Annotated in this window: 16 protein-coding genes and 1 tRNA gene; 14 read left to right on the top strand and 3 right to left on the bottom strand. The window is 62.2% G+C overall.

Going from position 1 to position 17,404, the window contains the following annotated elements:
* The first annotated feature begins 193 nt into the window (after positions 1–193).
* The 5 genes from I6E58_RS00275 to I6E58_RS00255 are packed head-to-tail and all read left to right on the top strand — an operon-like array spanning position 194 to position 4,513.
* The gene (locus tag I6E58_RS00275) at positions 194–1,180 is read left to right on the top strand and encodes an alpha/beta hydrolase (protein ID WP_197129104.1); all 987 of its coding nucleotides are present in this window, start codon (positions 194–196) and stop codon (positions 1,178–1,180) included.
* Positions 1,180–1,641: an HIT family protein gene (locus I6E58_RS00270; protein WP_129072836.1), complete on the top strand. Its 462-nt coding sequence runs from the start codon at positions 1,180–1,182 to the stop codon at positions 1,639–1,641. Before I6E58_RS00275 ends, I6E58_RS00270 begins: the two co-directional genes overlap by 1 nt.
* 33 nt (positions 1,642–1,674) lie before the next feature.
* Positions 1,675–2,724 (top strand): biotin/lipoate A/B protein ligase family protein, encoded by a 1,050-nt coding sequence (locus tag I6E58_RS00265; protein ID WP_197129103.1) that lies wholly within the window; start codon positions 1,675–1,677, stop codon positions 2,722–2,724.
* Positions 2,703–3,761, top strand: a complete 1,059-nt coding sequence (locus I6E58_RS00260) for an iron ABC transporter permease (RefSeq protein ID WP_129072838.1) — start codon at positions 2,703–2,705, stop codon at positions 3,759–3,761. The genes I6E58_RS00265 and I6E58_RS00260 overlap by 22 nt, the downstream gene beginning before the upstream one ends.
* A complete protein-coding gene (locus I6E58_RS00255; RefSeq protein ID WP_129072839.1) occupies positions 3,758–4,513 on the top strand; it encodes a heme ABC transporter ATP-binding protein in 756 nt (251 codons plus the stop codon). Before I6E58_RS00260 ends, I6E58_RS00255 begins: the two co-directional genes overlap by 4 nt.
* Before the next feature lie 21 nt (positions 4,514–4,534).
* Here the strand turns inward: I6E58_RS00255 and I6E58_RS00250 are convergent, their stop codons facing one another.
* Positions 4,535–4,819 carry a GNAT family N-acetyltransferase gene (locus I6E58_RS00250; RefSeq protein WP_129072840.1) on the bottom strand — a complete coding sequence of 95 codons (285 nt, stop codon included), beginning with the start codon at positions 4,817–4,819 and terminating at the stop codon, positions 4,535–4,537.
* Positions 4,820–4,895: 76 nt separating this feature from the next.
* On the opposite strand from I6E58_RS00250, the gene I6E58_RS14265 reads away from it, so the two are divergent.
* Both I6E58_RS14265 and pheA read left to right on the top strand, forming a co-directional pair.
* Complete coding sequence (locus I6E58_RS14265) at positions 4,896–5,717, top strand: M15 family metallopeptidase (RefSeq protein WP_197129102.1); 822 nt, start codon at positions 4,896–4,898, stop codon at positions 5,715–5,717.
* Between the two features lie 25 nt (positions 5,718–5,742).
* The gene (pheA, locus tag I6E58_RS00240; protein WP_197129101.1) at positions 5,743–6,699 is read left to right on the top strand and encodes a prephenate dehydratase; all 957 of its coding nucleotides are present in this window, start codon (positions 5,743–5,745) and stop codon (positions 6,697–6,699) included.
* Between the two features lie 9 nt (positions 6,700–6,708).
* Here pheA and I6E58_RS14415 read toward each other — a convergent pair whose 3' ends face one another.
* A complete protein-coding gene (locus tag I6E58_RS14415) occupies positions 6,709–7,698 on the bottom strand; it encodes a diacylglycerol kinase family protein (protein WP_197129099.1) in 990 nt (329 codons plus the stop codon).
* 37 nt (positions 7,699–7,735) lie between these two features.
* On the opposite strand from I6E58_RS14415, the gene serS reads away from it, so the two are divergent.
* The 4 genes from serS (at position 7,736) to I6E58_RS00215 (ending at position 12,714) form a co-directional block, all read left to right on the top strand.
* Positions 7,736–9,001: a serine--tRNA ligase gene (gene serS, locus I6E58_RS00230; RefSeq protein WP_197129096.1), complete on the top strand. Its 1,266-nt coding sequence runs from the start codon at positions 7,736–7,738 to the stop codon at positions 8,999–9,001.
* Entirely contained in the window at positions 8,998–9,834 is an 837-nt protein-coding gene (locus I6E58_RS00225) for an HAD-IIB family hydrolase (protein WP_307841906.1), read from the top strand. Before serS ends, I6E58_RS00225 begins: the two co-directional genes overlap by 4 nt.
* 208 nt (positions 9,835–10,042) lie before the next feature.
* Positions 10,043–11,416 (top strand): guanine deaminase, encoded by a 1,374-nt coding sequence (gene guaD, locus I6E58_RS00220; RefSeq protein WP_197129093.1) that lies wholly within the window; start codon positions 10,043–10,045, stop codon positions 11,414–11,416.
* Positions 11,416–12,714, top strand: coding sequence for a nitrate/nitrite transporter (locus I6E58_RS00215; protein ID WP_197129090.1), 1,299 nt, complete (start codon positions 11,416–11,418; stop codon positions 12,712–12,714). The genes guaD and I6E58_RS00215 overlap by 1 nt, the downstream gene beginning before the upstream one ends.
* A gap of 103 nt (positions 12,715–12,817) precedes the next feature.
* Here I6E58_RS00215 and I6E58_RS00210 read toward each other — a convergent pair whose 3' ends face one another.
* Positions 12,818–14,137: an aspartate aminotransferase family protein gene (locus I6E58_RS00210; RefSeq protein ID WP_197129087.1), complete on the bottom strand. Its 1,320-nt coding sequence runs from the start codon at positions 14,135–14,137 to the stop codon at positions 12,818–12,820.
* A gap of 131 nt (positions 14,138–14,268) precedes the next feature.
* Here I6E58_RS00210 and I6E58_RS00205 point away from each other — a divergent pair, with 131 nt between their 5' ends.
* The 3 genes from I6E58_RS00205 to I6E58_RS00195 all read left to right on the top strand — a co-directional run bounded on the left by I6E58_RS00205 (position 14,269) and on the right by I6E58_RS00195 (position 17,383).
* A complete protein-coding gene (locus I6E58_RS00205; RefSeq protein WP_197129084.1) occupies positions 14,269–15,855 on the top strand; it encodes a PucR family transcriptional regulator in 1,587 nt (528 codons plus the stop codon).
* Positions 15,856–15,942: 87 nt separating this feature from the next.
* A tRNA-Ser gene (locus I6E58_RS00200) sits at positions 15,943–16,027 on the top strand.
* 45 nt (positions 16,028–16,072) lie between these two features.
* Complete coding sequence (locus I6E58_RS00195; protein ID WP_197129081.1) at positions 16,073–17,383, top strand: LCP family protein; 1,311 nt, start codon at positions 16,073–16,075, stop codon at positions 17,381–17,383.
* The last annotated feature ends 21 nt before the right edge of the window (positions 17,384–17,404 follow it).

The raw sequence follows: 17,404 nt of genomic DNA, 5'->3' as shown, positions 1-17,404 counted from the left end.
GATACCATTCCCAGCGAATAACGGGGTGGAGCCCTTGCTCACCGGTATAGCTCGGTGCGCCGTTCCGAAGAACATCGATGAACGCGCCGGTTGATGGGTCGCTCACCTCCGCGCGTGCAGCGTCGCAGCGACTAATTTTGCACTGCCTCTCTTCAGCGCACCGCCGTAGAATGGCAGCAGCAAGGAGGCCCATATGCCCACGTTTACGGCGCCACGAACTGACCACTCCTACGTTGACGCGCACGGAGTCACGATTCACTACTACGTGTGGGAATCACCGAAAGCCCACGCAGTGCTGCAGCTCACGCACGGACTAGGTGATCACGCCCGCCGCTACGAGCACGTCGCGCAAGCCCTCGTCGCTGCCGGCTATACGGTCTACGCCGATGACCACCGCGGCCACGGTGCCACGGGTCTCGACCAAAACGCGGGCGATGCCAGCAAGCTGGGCAAGCTCGGCAAGGGTGGACTGCGGGCGGCTACTGAAAACATCCGCGAACTCTCGGCCATCATCCGCCGCGATCACCCCACACTTCCCCTCGCGCTCCTCGGCCACTCGTGGGGCTCGCTCATGGTGCAAGACGTGCTCAACGCGCACTCCGACGAGTACGAAGTCGCGATTCTCACGGGCACCGCGCACCGCACCTTTGCCCACATGAACAGTGGCAACCTCAACGCCAAACACAAGAACCTCGGCACCACCGGCTACGAGTGGCTCAGCCGCGATCCCCAGGTTGCTGAAGACTTTGTGAACGACCCGCTGACGTTCTACGCGGATGCCCTCAAGCTCTTCGGCCCCGTCGACGGAATGCGCCTCATGGGCCGCCCGGCGAAGCACTTCGCCCGCGACATCCCGCTGCTCATCATGATCGGCGACGAAGACTCGCTCGGCGGCGAGGCAAGCATTGAGGCGCTCGCTTCTGACTACGTCGTGCGCTCCAAGCTCACCGACATCGAAGCGATCGTCTACCCGGGCGCACGCCACGAGATCTTCAACGAGACCAACAAAGACGAAGTGATCGCCGACCTCGTGGCGTGGCTCGATGCGCGGCTCAAGCCCCTGCATCCGGATGCTCCGCTGCCGCCCGCAGCTCAGAACGAGGCTACTCAGCCCGGCTCAGCGAAGTCCGACGCAGCACCAACCGACGCAGCACCATCCAAACCAGCACCATCCAAATAATGGCGTCAATTTTCACCGAGATTCTGAACGGTCGCTCGCCCGGGCGCTTTATCTGGGCGGATGACCGTGTCTTTGCCATTCTCACGATCGAGCCCCGCAAGCCGGGGCACATCCTCGTGATTCCGCGCATCGAGGTGGATCGCTGGAGCGACCTCGACGAAGAACTCGCGCTGCACATCTTTCGCGTGGGCCGCCTGATTGGTTTGGCTCAGCGCGACGAATGGGATGCCGATCGTGTCGGGCTCATGTTCGAGGGGTATCGGGTGCCGCACGCACACTTGCACGTCTGGCCGTCGTGGAACGTGTACGAATACAGTCACACCGGCATCAATCGCGATCCCGGTACCGAGGCGCTCGACGAAGCTTTTCAGCGTTTGCGCGGCCGGATGATCGACCACGGGCATGGGGAGTTTGTTCCTCCGCTCGACTGGTCAATTCCGCAGCCCGACGCAGGCCAGTAGGCTGGATTGAGTACAACTAGACAGGGGTAAGCGATGCACGGCGAATTCAAGGTGCCCGGCGGAAAACTCGTAGTGGTCGATCTCGATGTTGTCGACGACGCCATCACCAACTTTCGTCTTGCTGGTGACTTCTTCTTGGAGCCGGATGAGGCCCTCGAAGACATCAACGCCGCCGTCGAAGGCCTGCCCGCCAACTCAGACGCAAAGACAATCACGACCGCGATCCAACGGGCGCTACCCGAGGGCACCGTGATGCTTGGTTTCTCGGCCGAGTCTGTAGCGACCACCATCCGTCGCGCCCTGCAGCGCGCCACGACGTGGAAAGACTACGACTGGCAGATTGTCACCGGCCCGCCGCTCGAACCCCGGATGCAAATGGCGATGGATCAGGTGCTCTCCGAAGAGGTCGCCTCTGGTCGCCGCAAGCCCACGCTGCGCATCTGGGAGTGGAACAAGCCCGCCGTCGTGATCGGCAGCTTTCAGTCTCTGCGCAACGAAGTAGACCTCGAGAATGCCAAGAAATATGGCTTCGAGGTCGTGCGTCGCATCTCCGGTGGTGGCGCCATGTTCATGGAAGCCGGCACCGTGATCACGTACTCGATCTATGTGCCGGTTGAGCTCGTGCAGGGGATGACCTTCGCCGACTCCTATGCCTTCCTCGACGAATGGGTCATCATCGCCCTCAAGTCGCTGGGCATCGAGGCGAGCTATCAACCGCTCAATGACATCGCGAGCCCCACCGGCAAGATCGGGGGAGCGGCTCAGAAGCGACTCGGCGCTGGCGCTGTGCTGCACCACGTCACCATGAGCTACGACATGGATGGCGAGAAGATGGTTCAGGTCTTGCGCATCGGTCGCGAGAAGATGAGCGACAAGGGCACCAAGTCGGCCTCAAAGCGGGTCGACCCTCTGCGCAGCCAGACCGGCATGGAGCGCGCCGACATCATCGACACCATGGTTGAGACCTTCCGTGGGCTCCATGGCCTTGCCGAGAGTGAACTGACGAGCGACGAGATTGCGCGCGCTGAAGAACTCGTTGCCGAGAAGTTCGGTACCGAAGAGTGGTTGCAGCGCGTTCCGTGAAACACACCCTTCGCGGCGTGACCCTCACGCTCACTCTGGCCGCGCTGCTGCTCGGCGGCATCGTGGCGTCGGCAGTGCTCGGGCAACTACCCGTAAGCCCGGCCGAAGTGGGCGGGTCGTTGCTGCGCGCTCTCGGCATCCAGAACGAATGGGCGCCGACAGATTCGATCGTGGAATCCACGCTCTGGGTCGTGCGCTTTCCCCGCATCGCGATGGCGCTGGTCGTCGGGGCGGCGCTCGCCGTGGCTGGCGCCGTCATGCAGGCGATCTTCGGTAACCCGCTGGCCGAACCCGGCGTCGTGGGAGTCTCATCCGGTGCTGCGCTCGGTGCCGCCATCGCCATCGTCGTGGGCGTAGCCGCTCTGGGCGATGGCGCGATTGCCCTCTTCGCGTTTGTGGGCGGCTTGCTCGCCACGCTGCTGGTGTACTTCGTGTCGCGCGCCAACGGCCGCACGGAAGTCGTCACGCTCTTGCTCACGGGTATTGCCGTCAACGCCTTTGCCGGCGCGGGCTTAGCCTTTCTGCTGTTCGTCGCCGACTCGGGCAGCCGGGAACAGATCGTGTTCTGGCAGCTGGGCTCGCTGAATGGATCGCGGTGGAGCGAAGTGCTCATCGTCGCCCTCGTGACCGCCGTGGGCCTCACGGCTGCGATCGTGCTCGCTCGCCCCTTCGACCTTCTGGCGCTGGGGGAGCGCAACGCCCGCCACCTCGGCGTCAACGTGGAACGCCTTCGCATCGTCTCGATCGTGATCGTCGCGCTACTCACCGGCGTGGCCGTGGCCTTCGTCGGCATCATCGCGTTCGTCGGTCTCGTGGTGCCGCACGCGATGCGCATGGCGATCGGCCCGGCCCACCGCCCGCTCATCGTCGCGAGTGCCATCGGCGGTGGCGTGCTGCTCGTGCTCTCCGACCTGCTCGCCCGCTCGGTGGTGGCCGGCGGCGATCTGCCGATCGGCTTGCTCACTTCGCTCGTCGGTGGCCCGTTCTTCTTCTACTTGCTCTTCCGCCAACGTCGTCAGAGCGGAGGCTGGGCATGATTAGCGCGCGCAATATTGGCGTGCGGCTCGGTGGCCGCGCCATTCTCGATGACGTCAGCCTCGACGTGGCTCCCGGCGAAGTGCTTGCGCTTGTCGGCCCGAACGGTGCCGGAAAGTCCACGCTGCTCGCGGTGTTGAGCGGCGATCGAAAGCCCGACAGCGGCATCGTGACCATCGACGGCCGCGACGTGGGCGGCATCCGCCACGGCGAGCTCGCTCGACTGCGTGCCGTGCTCACTCAAGAGAACAGCGTGAGTTTTCCGTTCCGTGTATCCGAGGTTGTGGCGATGGGGCGTAGCCCCTGGGCGCGCGAACTTGAGGGTCGCGACGATGTGGCCGTCGTCAACGAAGCTTTGGAAGTGACGGATGTCGCTCACCTGGGTGACCGTCGCTACACGACGCTCTCGGGTGGTGAAAAGGCGCGCGTCTCGCTCGCGCGCGTGCTCGCTCAGCACACCCCGGTCGTGTTCTTGGACGAGCCGACAGCCGCCCTCGACCTCCGTCATCAAGAAGATGTCATGCGCGTCGCGCGCTCGATCGCTCAGGATGGCCGGGCCGTCGTCGTTGTTCTTCACGACTTGAGTTTGGCCGGCGCCTACTCCGACCGGCTCGCGCTCATCGCGCATGGCACGCTCGACGCCATCGGCACTCCCCGCGAGGTGCTCACCGCTGAGCGAGTCGAGCGGGTGTACGGTCTCGCGGTCGACCTGCACGACGTGGGTGGGCATCCGGTCGTCGTCCCTCGCCGCTGACGGCGCTGCGTGCGGCGGCTGTTAACGACTCAGCAGGTCGCGGTACTCAGGGTTGTCGGTGATGAACTTGTCGATGAACTCACACTTGGCTACGACGCGGCAGTCGCTTTCGGCCCGCACCAGATTCAGCGCACCCCGAGCAAGATCAGCGCCGAGGCCCTGACCGCGGTGCTTGGGGTCGATTTCGGTGTGAACGAAAACGATCTGATCATCGCGCAGCTGGTAATCAGCAAGGCCCACCTGAACACCATCAACGAGCAACTCGTAGCGATTCATCGCGGGGTCGTTGATAACTTCGCTGGCCATAGGACAAGACTACTCGTGGGCGTTCACTTGGGGATGCGTTCCGCGGCGTTCCCGAGCGGGGGAATAGTATCGACGGGTGTCTGATTCTGTCCCCCCCATCACCTCTGCCGGTTCCAACCGCCGCTTGATCATCATCTCGGCTATCGGGCTGGTATTGATTGTTATTGCGCTTATTGTGTCGATTGTGGCCCTCGAGCCCACGCCCGAAGCGGCCGTAACAGCCACCCCGACGGTGTCGTCCACGCCGACCCCGACTCCGACACCGACCCCCACGCCTACTCCGACACCGACCTTCGACAAGACTCAGTTCTCCATCGATGAGGCGAGCAGCCTCTGGGTCGTGGCGAATAAGCTGCGCCCGCTCAACCCCGACACCTACGAACCTGAGCTCGTCTTCGTCGATGTTCCCTACGCCAACGAGCCGTACTTACGACCAGAAGCTGCTGCTGCCGTCGTCGACATGTTCGCCGCCTACCAAAACGACACGGGACTGCAAATGCAATCGCAGAGCTCGTACCGAAGTTATTGGTCGCAAGAGAGCGTGTACGCCGGCTGGGTCGCGCAGTATGGCCAAGAGGGCGCGGATCTCACGAGCGCGCGTGCCGGGCACAGCGAGCACCAAACGGGGCTCTCCATTGACATCAGCGCGTTGCCCGCCAACTGCTCTCTCGAGCAGTGCTTCGGAGATACCCCGCAGGGTCGGTGGCTCGATGAGAACGGGTGGAAGTACGGCTTCACCGTTCGCTACCCCGAGGGTAAAACCGACATCACCGGTTACGAGTACGAACCGTGGCACTTGCGTTTCGTCGGTAAGGCGCTCGCCGCTGAACTGCACAGCACGGGCATCCAGACTCTCGAAGAGTTCTTCGGGCTGCCCGCCGCACCGAACTACGGCTAGGCGCTCGCCCCTCTAAACTCGTGACATGACTTCGACGCCGCGCCCTGACTCCGTGAGCTACAGCTACCTCGGGCCGGCCGGAACGTTTACGGAGGCCGCACTCAAGCAAGTGCCCGAAGCGGTCGGCGCGCACTGGAAGAGTGTCAACAATGTCGGAGAGGCGCTCGACGATGTGACGAACGGCCGCAGCATCGCGGCAATGATCGCCATCGAGAACTCGATCGATGGCGGAGTCAGTGCTACTCAAGATGCGCTCACCACGACCCCTGATATCCGCATCCTTGGCGAGTATTTGGTGCCCGTGAATTTCGTTCTCGTGGCCAGGCCAGGCACCACGCTCGCCGACGTGACAACCGTCAACGCGCATCCGGTGGCCTATGGGCAGACGCGACGCTGGCTCGACGCCCACTTGCCCCAGCACGGCTACATTCCCGCCAGTTCTAATGTCTCGGCCGCGGCCTCGCTGCTAGAGAACTCTGTTGCGGATGCCGCCGTTGCCCCACCCGGGATCACCGAGCATTATCCGCTCGAAGTGCTCGCGGAAAACATTGCGAACAACACAACTTCGGTGACGCGTTTTGTTCTGGTCTCCTCGAGTACCGAACTCCCCGCCCCCACCGGCGCAGACAAGACGAGCGTGATCGTCGAACTTCCCGACAATGCCCCCGGCCGATTGCTGGAGATGCTGGAGCAGTTCGCCACCCGCGGTGTGAACATGAGCCTGATCGAATCCCGCCCCATCGGCGACGAGCTCGGTCGCTACCGTTTCGTCATCGACCTTGAGGGTCACATTCTCGATGAGCGCGTTGCGGACGCTCTCTTGGGTCTCAAGCGTTTCAGCCCGAAGGTCATCTTCTTGGGAAGCTACCCGCGTGCTGACAAGCTCGCGACGATGGTCACCCCGCGGTATGGAAATGACGTGTTCGTCGAGGCGCGAGACTGGCTGCGCGGGATTGTCACGAACGAGCCGAGCGCGAGCTAACGAGCCGCCCTATTTCGTGCGCGACTTCGATACGCGCACGATGAGCGCGAGCGGGTCTACCCAGGTGTGCACTGACTTGGCGAGACCGAACTCGTCGCCGTCGAGCTGAAACTCCTCGGGGTTGTCGACGATCATGTTGAGGTCGCTGCCCTTGGCATAGCGCACGTCGCGCACGTCTTTCGAGAGGTCGATGATGCGGCGACCCATGACGCTCTTGCGCAGCACGCCGTTTTCCCACGCGATCTTGTTCCAGATATTCAGCCAGCCGAAGCGGCCGCGGGGCACCAATGCCGCCATGTCGAGGATGCCGTCATCCGGTTGGGCATCGGGCATCAGCAGTAAACCACCCGGCAGTGAGCCGCAGTTGCCGATGATCACGGTATGCGCGCTGAGGGAGCGGTTCGGTGCGCCATCCACGCTGTAGCGCAGTTTCACGGGGTGCAGCTCAGGAATCGAGCGGGCAATGCCGTCGACGTAGGCGAGCCAGCCCACAGCTTTCTTGAGCTTGGTGCTCGTGTTCTTGATCATCTTCGCATCAAGACCAAGGCCGGCCATCACGAGAAAAGCATGCTCTTCGTGGTTTCCGTTGTCGCGAACGATGTTGACGATGCCGAGGTCGATCGCGCGGTCATAGCCGTTGAAGGCGATGTCCACGCTGTCGTGCATGTTGCCGGCCGGGAGATCGAGGTTGCGGGCGAGCAGGTTGCCCGTGCCTGCCGGGATGAGTCCCATGGAAACACCGCTACCGCGCAAGGCTTCGGCAACCGCACGAACAGTTCCATCGCCGCCGGCTGCAATCACCATGGAAGCGCCGCGACGGATGGCGCTACCTGTCGCGCCTTGACCCGCATCCACTTCGGTCGTAGAGAACCACAGCGGCGTAGCCCAGTCAGCGGCTTTCGCGGCTGCGTTTACCAATTTGGTGAGCTTGGCAAGATCAACCTTGATGGGGTTATAAACCACCGCCACTTTGGGCTTGGAGTTTCGAGGCGCGGGCACAGATAAACGCTACGCCATGAATCGGTAGGCTGTACTGGTGATTGACCCCCAAATTCTCCGAGAAAACCCCGACGCCGTGCGGCAATCGCAGCTCGCTCGCGGGGTGTCCGTTCAGCTCGTCGACGACGCTATCGCCGCCGACCACAACCGCCGTGCCCGCATCGGCGAGTACGAGGCGTTGCGTGCTGAGCAAAACAGCTTCGGCAAGAAGGTCGCTCAGGCTCCAGCAGATGAGAAGAAGGCTCTGGTGGCGCAAGCCCAAGAGCTGTCTGCTCAGGTCAAGCTGGCCCAGCAGGCGTCGACCGAGGCCGAAGTTGAATTCACTCGCATCGTCGGCTCGCTCGGCAACATCGCCGTCGAAGGCGTGCCGGTCGGTGGCGAGGATGACTGGGAGCTCGTGCGCGAAGTGGGCTCGCCCGCCACGTTCGACTTTGAGCCTCGTGACCATGCCGACCTCGGCGAGCTGCTCGGTGCTATCGACATCCCCCGTGGAGTGAAGGTTGCGGGCAGCCGCTTCTACTTCCTTAAGGGCGTCGGCGCGCGACTCGAACTGGGCCTCATGAACATGGCGCTCGATCGCGCTATCGCTGGCGACTTCATCCCGCTCATCACTCCCACCCTCGTGCGCCCCGAAATGATGGCCGGCACCGGGTTCCTGGGGGAGCACGCCGACGAGATTTACCACCTGCCTGCCGACGACCTGTACCTCACCGGTACCAGTGAAGTTGCGCTCGCCGGGTACCACTCCGATGAGATTCTTGATCTCTCGAAGGGCCCGCTGCGGTACGCCGGTTGGTCAACCTGCTACCGTCGCGAAGCTGGATCGGCGGGCAAAGACAACCGCGGCATCCTGCGGGTTCATCAGTTCAACAAGCTCGAGATGTTCAGCTACGTGCTTCCCGAGAATGCTCAGGCCGAGCACGAGCGCCTGCTGTCGTTCCAGGAGTCGATGCTGCAGGCGTGCGAGCTCAGCTACCGTGTGATCGATGTGGCCGGTGGCGACCTCGGTTCCAGCGCTGCCCGCAAGTATGACATCGAGGCGTGGGTTCCGACCCAGGGCACGTACCGCGAGCTCACGTCCACCTCGAACTGCACGACGTATCAGGCACGTCGACTCGACATCCGGTATCGCACCGAGTCGGGCAAGACAGCCCCTGTCGCCACCCTCAACGGAACCTTGGCTACCACGCGCTGGTTGGTCGCCATCCTCGAAACTCACCAACAGCCCGATGGGTCGGTCGTGGTGCCAGAAGCACTGCGCCCCTACCTCGGTGGGCTCGAAATTTTGGAGCCACTCGCGTGACAATCGCCGCACAGGATGACCGCTGGATGATCGCACTCGACATCGACGGCACTCTGCTGCTCGAGTCGGGGGAAATGAACGCCGCCGTAATTGAGGCTGTTGCCGCAGTGCGGGATGCCGGTCACGAGATCATGCTGGCCACCGGTCGCTCGGTTGCGATGACCTTGCCGATCTTGCGCAAGCTAGGGCTCACCCCTCAGTACGTCGTCTGCTCGAATGGTGCGATCACGCTCAAGCGCGATCCGCTGGCTGAGGGTGGCTACGCCCGCGAGTTCGTCGAGATGTTCAATCCCAAAGACGTGCTTACGAGCATCAAGCAGCATTTGGCGTCGGCCAACTATGCGGTCGAAGATTCCACGGGCAAGTTCTTTGTCGACGGCAAATTTCCGGATGGCGCGCTCGGCGCGGTCATCGAAGATGTGTCGTTCGATGAACTCACCAAGGTGCAGGCCACCCGTGTTGTCGTCATCTCTCCTCAGCATCAGGTCGACGACTTTCTGGCCGTTGTCGCGAAGATGGGGCTCCACAAGGTCAGCTACAACGTCGGGTGGACAGCCTGGCTCGACATCGCGCCCGATGGCGTCAACAAGTCAACGGCGCTCGAAAATGTGCGCTCGCGCCTCGGCATCCCGCGCTCGCGCGTGTTCGCCATGGGTGATGGCCGCAACGACATCGACATGCTCGAGTGGGCAGCCTCGCGCGGTCGCGGCGTAGCCATGGGGCAGGCTCCGGATGACGTGCTCGCGGTCGCCAATCAGGTCACCGAAAGCGACGTCAACGACGGCGCCGCGCTCGCCCTCACCGCTCTGCTGAAGTCACTTCCCGCTTCGTAGCTTCCCCCGAATTGGGCGCCCTCTTGCGGGATTGAGCGCGCCCGAAGAGGACGATTTCATGGAAATCTTGAGAACATCGTCTGGGAGTTTGCTGACTATTTTCAAATAGTTTGTCGGGAGCACCAAGGTGCACTTTGGTCAGAGAAAAGGAAGCGTAAGGTCGTCTACGGACGACGCTAAGCCGCCCGAAATCAATTCGGAGATGAGCATGCCTTTCTATTCTGCAAGTACCTCAGCCAGTGGCAACCGTGCCATTCGCGGACACATCGTGACGATGACAGGTGATCCATTTGTCATGGGCGACAACGACGTTTTGGTCGATATTGCCGACGGCTGTGTCGTCATCCACGACGGAATTATCACCGCGGTCGGCCCCTACGACCAGGTGAAGGATCAGATTCCCACCGGAACGCAGATCGATCACTACCGCGATCACATTATTTCTTCCGGGTTCGTTGACTCGCATGTTCACTACGTGCAAACTGGCATCATCGGAGCTTTTGGAGCTCAACTGATCGACTGGCTCAACGAATACACCTTCGTCGCGGAACAACGTTTTTCTGACAAGGAGTACTCGGCCGCGGTGGCGAAGATCTTCTTCGATGAGCTGCTGCGAAACGGCACCACGACGGCGCTTACTTTCTGCGCCGTCTACCCTGATTCGGTTGACGCGTTCTTCGAAGAGTCAGTGCGCCGAGGTACCCGTATGGCGGCAGGAAAAGTGCTGATGGATCGCAATGCCCCTGAGGCGTTGCTCGACACGGCGCAGTCCGCCTACGACGATTCTCGTGTGCTGATGGATCGGTGGCATGGGCGAGGCCGCAACCTCTATGCCGTAACCCCCCGCTTTGCCCCGACCAGCACTCAAGCTGAGCTAGACGTCGCCGCAACCCTGCGCCGTGAAATGCCGAGCGCCCTCATGCACACTCACGTCTCCGAAAACCTCGGCGAGATCGCGTGGGTGCGTTCGCTATTTCCAAAGAGCAAGGGTTACCTCGATGTCTATGATCAGTCGGGGCTGCTCGGACCCGGCGCGGTGCTCGCGCACGGTGTGCATTTGACGGCACAGGAACGGATGCGCGTGGTCGAGACTCAGTCGGCGGTCGCGCATTGTCCCACCTCGAACTTGTTCTTGGGCAGCGGGCTATTCCACGTGCATCAGGCTAAGAACCCCAAGCACAACATGACGGTCGGATTAGGTACCGACATTGGCGCGGGAACCAGCTTTTCGATCCTGTCGACGATGAATGAGGCCTACAAAGTGGCCCAACTGACGCAGTATCCTCTCGACGCAATCAAGATGTTCTACCTTGCTACTCTCGGTGGCGCGCAGGCGCTAGGCATCGACGACAAGATCGGTTCCCTCGAGGTGGGCAAAGAGGCCGATGTGATCGTGCTTGATCCCAGCGCCACAGATCTACTCGCCTTCCGCAGCGCGCAAGTCACCTCGTTGGAGGAGCAGTTGTTCGTGCTGGCGACTATGGGCGATGACCGCAGTGTGGCCGTCACCTACGTCGGTGGAGAGATTGTGTATTCACGCGACGGGAATTCCCCCGAATTGAAATTGAAAGAAGAACGCTGATGTCATCAACAGGTCACGCTGCCTATTTCCACAGCGCTCACAAGTGGTCGCCAGAAGGTCACCGTAAGGTCGGAGGCTCCGAGGCCTGGCTTATATGGGTACTCGCTACACTGTTTGTCGTCTGGTTGTTCGCCATCCAGACCGGATACGCGGTGGTCTCTCCCAACATCCAAACCTCTGCCAACCTGAGCATCGCGCAGATCGGTTTGGCTGCTTCGGCCTACACGTGGGCCTTCGCCGTCGTGCAGTTTTTCTCCGGGTCGCTTCTGGATAGATTCGGCACGCGCCCCCTGCTCACGATCGCAGTTGCCCTTGTCACGGTAGGCGCTTTCCTTTACGCGGGCACGACCAACTTCGGTACTCTCATCGTGGCTCAACTGGTGCTGGCGATCGGCGCGTCGTTTGGCTTTGTCGGGGCTGGCTACGTGGGCGGAAAGTGGTTCGCGGCTGCTAGGTACGGTCTGATGTTCGGCCTGGTGCAGAGCTTTGCGTCTCTGGGCTCTGCGATTGCGCAGCCGCTGATTCAGGCATCCCTTTCGGTCATCTCGTGGCAGCAACTCTTGGTGGCGTTTGGTGCTTTCGGTGTGCTGTTGGTGATCTTGTTCATCATGTTTGTTCGCAACCCCGCTCCGCAGCTGGGAGCTCCTGCTGTGGCGGCCCCTGCCGGCAATGTGTTCGGGCAGATTTTCCATGACCTTGCGCAGGCCTTCTCCAACTACCGCGTCGTGCTCTCGGCCGTCATGGCCGGTGCCTCTTTTGGCGCAATGCTCGCCGTCGGGGTGTTGTGGGGGCCTCGCCTCATGGAGGCTCGTGGCGCGACCGACGACTTCGCGACCATCCTTACCGGTCTTGCGTGGCTGGGGCTTGCTGTTGGCGCTCCCATCGTGAACGTGATTTCTAATCGCTGGCACAGCCGCAAGTGGCCAGCATTCTGGGCATTGGTTTTCCAAGCGGCAGCGATTGCTCTCGTGATCTACCTGCCCAATGTCGCCGATGGTGCTGCCCTGGTGCTGATGTTCGCGATCGGACTATTTGCGGGTGGGCATATGCTCGGCTTCACTATCGCCGGCGAAGCGGTTAAGGGCGAGCTGATTGGTAGTGCTTCGGCAATCGTCAACGGTTTCTGCTTCATCGTGGCGGGTGTGCTCACGTCGGTCCCGAGCTTGTTTCTTCCGGATGCTCCGACGATTGGTAGCTTCCAAGACACCCTGTGGCTGTTGCCAGTAGTGGTCGTCATTGGTTGTATCGCCGCGCTGATCATGCCGGAGAAGAAGCTCGCCGAGGTGGTCGCTGCCTAGGCTTGGCTTAGTGGTCGGGCTAGCCGGCCCAGCCATAACGAAGGGGTGCGACCGAGCTTGTGGCTCGGGCGCACCCCTTCGTTGTTAACGGCGGTGACGCGGGCTAGAGCTCGCTGAGCGCTTCGTCGTAGATGGCCATGGCGCGTGCAACTTCTTCTGGCGTCACCACGGCCGGTGGCACGACGTGGATGCGGTTGTCGGCGATGAAGGGCAGGAGTCCGCGCGCGATGAGCGCACCCTTGACCTTGCCCATGTCGGCAGCGCTGAGTGGTTCGCGGGTCTCGCGGTTGGCGACGAGCTCGAGCGCCCAGAAGACGCCGCTTCCGCGGACGTCGCCGATGCAGTCGTGCTTCTCGGCGAGAGCGGCGAGGCCGGGTGCGATGTGGTCGCGACCGATCATGGCGGCGTTCTCCACGATGCCTTCCTCTTCCATCGCGGTGATGGAAGCGACGATGGAGGCGGCAGCAATGGGGTGGCCCGAGTACGTGAGGCCGCCGGGGAAGACGCGCTCGTCGAAGGTGGCCGCAATCTCGTCAGAGATGACGACACCGCCCACGGGGATGTAGCCCGAGTTGACGCCCTTGGCGAAGGTAATGAGGTCGGGCTTCACGTCGAAGGCTTCGAACGCGAACCAGTGCCCGGTGCGGCCGAAGCCGACCATGACCTCATCCAGGATGAGCAGGATGCCGTACTTGTCGGCGATCGCGCGAACACCAGCCATGTAGCCGGGCGGCGGGGTCAGCACGCCGGCGGTGCCGGGGATGCTCTCGAGCAGAATGGCGGCGATCGACTCGGCGCCCTCTGCCTGGATAGTGCGCTCGAGGTGGTGCAGCGCGCGCTCGGCTTCTTGTTCGGGGGAGTCCGACCAGAATTCGGAGCGGTACTCGTAGGGGCCGAAGACGTGCACGTGAGCACGCGCGTATTCGTTGGGGATGCGGCGCCAGTCGCCGGTGGCCACTACGGCCGATCCAGTGTTGCCGTGGTACGAGCGGTAGCGCGAGATGATTTTGTCGCGGCCGGTGTGCAGGCGCGCCATGCGCATGGCGTTCTCGTTGGCATCCGCTCCACCGTTGGTGAAGAAGACCTTGTTCATGCCCTCGGGCGCGTGGTCGGTGATCTTGCGGGCTGCTTCGCCGCGGATGTTGGTGGCGTGCGCGGGCGCGATGGTGGCCATGATGTCGGCCTGTGCCTTGATTCCGGCGATTACGGCGGGATGTTGGTGCCCGATGTTCACGTTCACGAGCTGACTCGAGAAGTCGAGGTACTCGTTGCCTTCGTTGTCCCACACGGTGCTGCCGAGGCCGCCTTCGAGCACGAGGGGCTTCAGTGCGCCCTGCGCAGACCAGGAATGGAACACGTGGGCACGGTCAAGCGCGACGGTGTCGGCGTTGCTGGGCAGGGGCGATGCGGGCGCAGAGTTCATGAGGCACCTTTCAAGACGGAACGAATGTCTCCACTATCGTCCGCACAGAACTGCGTGTGGTTGCCAATTTGTATAAAAGACTGTCATTTGTTCGACATAATGTGAGAACGCGGCAATGAGGGGATATCCGGATGCTTCCAACGCTTGAGTGGCTCCTCACTAAACGCACCCTGCGGCTGAGTCTCGTCGCCGCCTCAGCGGATCTCACCGACGCGGTCGCGGTCACGGCGGGCACCGCTCTCGCTGACCGAATGGCGACCCCGATCTCGTGGGTTCACAGCTCAGATCTCGACGACCCGACTCCCTTCTTGAGCGCCGGCAATGTTCTTCTTACGGATGGCGCGCAGTTCGGTTTCGCTGCCGTAACGGAGACCTACGACTACAACTCTTATGTGCGCCGCCTCGTCGACGCTGGCATCGTGGGCCTCGGCTTCGCCACGCACTTTCTTCATCAGGGCATGCCACCGGGGCTTGCCGTGGCCTGTGCGCGGGCTGGGCTGCCGCTCATCGATGTGCCCGACCGGGTTCCCTTTATTGCCGTCATTCGTGAGGTGGCCGATCAGATTGCGGCCGAGCGCAGTCGTCGCATGGAATGGTCGATCGCCGCCCACAAAGCGATCTCCTATGCCGCGCTCAAGCCAACCGGATTACGGTCGACCCTGATCGAACTCGAGCGTCAGCTCTCCTGCTGGGTCGGTCTCTTTGACGCGACCGGGCATCCGGTGCCGGTGCCGGGGCAGCAGCGCTCAGGTGATCGATTCGCCGAACCAGTGCGGGATGAGGTGGCGCGGGCGCTGCGCAAGGGCAGCCGGTCATCCACTGCTCTCACTCTCGATGCGGGCCAGGTCACGATTCAGACCCTCGGCCAAAGCGGTGCTCTGCGCGGCGCCCTTGCTCTGGGGCGCGGCGTGCCTCTCGATCGCGCCGAGAATGAGTTGGTCACGAGCGTCATCGCTATGGCAACGCTCGCCCTCGAACAGAACCGCGCTCTCGACGCGACACGGGGGCACTTGAGGTCGTCGCTCGTGGAGCTGATGCTCGAGGGCAGGGTAACTGCCGCCCGCTCGATCGCTACCGAGGTGTGGGGTGGTTTGCCCACCGAGCCGCTAAGCGTCTTCGCGCTCGCTCGCCACACCCAGAGTCACTTCATTCTCGATGCTCTCGACGTGTGGGCCCTCGACGCTGACGGCCGCGGATTCTTCGCTGTGCGCGGCGAGGAAATCGTCGTGCTGGTCAACGGTGCCAGCGACTCACATACGGCGCTCTCGGCTCTCCACGCGCTCGAAGAGCTCCTCGACGACCATCACCTCGTTGCGGGTAGTGCGCACGCCGCCGATTACTCCGAACTTGCTACGGCTGTTGGGCAAGCATCTACCGCGTTACAGGCCCGCGGCAAGCAACCTGGCCTTACCGCGTTCGCCGCGATCGCCGATTCCGGGATGCTCGGGGTGCTGCATGCAGCGGGTGCTGAGCGAGTGGCTCATCGAGTGCTCACGCCACTCACCGATCTCGAGCCCGAGTACTCGGCAGCCCTCGTGCAGACACTGCGCTCCTGGTTCGCGCATGATTGCTCGTGGGGCGCAACCGCCGGGAGTCTGGGCGTGCACCGGCACACCGTGCGGTCGCGCATCGACCAGGCGGGCAGCATCCTGAATCTCAATCTCGAGTCTTTCGAAGGGCGACTCGAGCTCTGGGCGGCACTGAGGTTGAGCGTTTAGGGGGCATACCCCCATTTCGCGCGTTCTGGCCTTCTTTTCAGGTACACCCTGCGGGCATCCGTTACACTCTGAACTTGCGTCACGCAAGGAGGGCTGTCCGAGCGGCCGATGGAGCCAGTCTTGAAAACTGGTGGGCAGAAATGTCTCGTGGGTTCGAATCCCACGCCCTCCGCTCCGCGTGCCATGGCTAGTTTCCGGTAAATGAAAGGGGAGTGCGATGAGTGAACTTCGTCCGCGCTCAGAGTTGCGTTCGCGCTCTGTCGACCGCACCGACCCCAAGCAGAAGCCTGAAGTTGAAGGTCTGGCACGCCACGGCCGGTTGAAGAAACCGGGGCCGTGGGGTTCAATCGCCAAGATTGTTGCGGCTTCTCTTGCCGTCGTCTTGGTGAGCGGTGCTGCCGTGGGCGCTGTCGCCTTCGACAGCATTTATGGTCAGCGCGACACCGTTTCTCTTGTGGGAGAAACGGATGGCCCGCCGCCCCAGATCGGAAGCTTCGAGGGTGGCTTCAATATCCTCATTGCGGGTAGCGACACTCGTGCTGGCCAGAGCGGTATCGGCGGTTCGGCGGAGTCTGACTCTGGCGAACTCAACGACGTCAACATGATTCTGCACGTTGCGGCAGACCGTCAGTCGGCCGTCGCAATCAGCTTCCCTCGCGACATGGTGATGGGCATTCCCGAGTGCCCGAGCACCGACGGCGAGTACACCAAGTACTACTCCACTGAGCCGCTCAATACGGCCTTGTCGTACGGTGGGCTCGCGTGCGTCGCACTGACTCTCTCAGAGTTCACGGGCCTTGATATTCAGTTCGCCGGCCTCATCACCTTCACCGGTGTTATCGAGATGACGAACGCCATCGGTGGTGTTCCGGTGTGTATCGACGGACCGCTTATTGACCCAGATGCCGACATCAATCTTCCCGAGGCTGGCACGTACACGCTCAAGGGTGAAGAGGCTCTCGGCTTCTTGCGTTCACGCCACGGCGTTGGTGACGGAAGTGACTTGACGCGAATCAGTTCGCAGCAGGTCTATCTGTCGTCTATGGTGCGCACCCTGAAGAGCTCCGACACTCTTGGCGACTACAAGAAGTTGTACAACTTGGCGGATGCCGCCATCGCGAACATGCAACTGTCGAACAGCCTTGCAGATGTGCCCACCATGGTGTCCATCGCCCTCGCCCTCAAGGACATCCCGCTGGAACGAGTTCAGTTCGTCCAGTACCCCGGTACCACCGGCGGCTTTGGGGTCTACGACGGCAAGGTTCAGCCCAACGAGTACCTCGGCGAGCAAATGATGGATCTCGTTCGTGCTGATATACCGTTCACGACTGCCGACGACACTGATGGCACCGGCGCAACCGTTGACCCTAACGCTCCCGAGCCCGAGGCGACGGATGACGCCGCTGACGGTGCGACGGGGGAGCCCACAGACGCTTCGACTGCTACTCCCGAAGAAGACATCGACGTCATCGACGTCCGCGGCCAAAGCGCCGCAACGTACAGCTGCTCGGTCACCAACAGCTACTAAAGCGTTTAATTCTCAGCAGTT

Origin of the sequence: Salinibacterium sp. SWN1162, from assembly GCF_015864675.1 — a bacterium.
Lineage (GTDB): Bacteria > Actinomycetota > Actinomycetes > Actinomycetales > Microbacteriaceae > Rhodoglobus.
The sequence above is the reverse complement of the archived record's forward strand: the minus strand, read 5'-3'. Positions and strand labels throughout refer to the sequence as shown.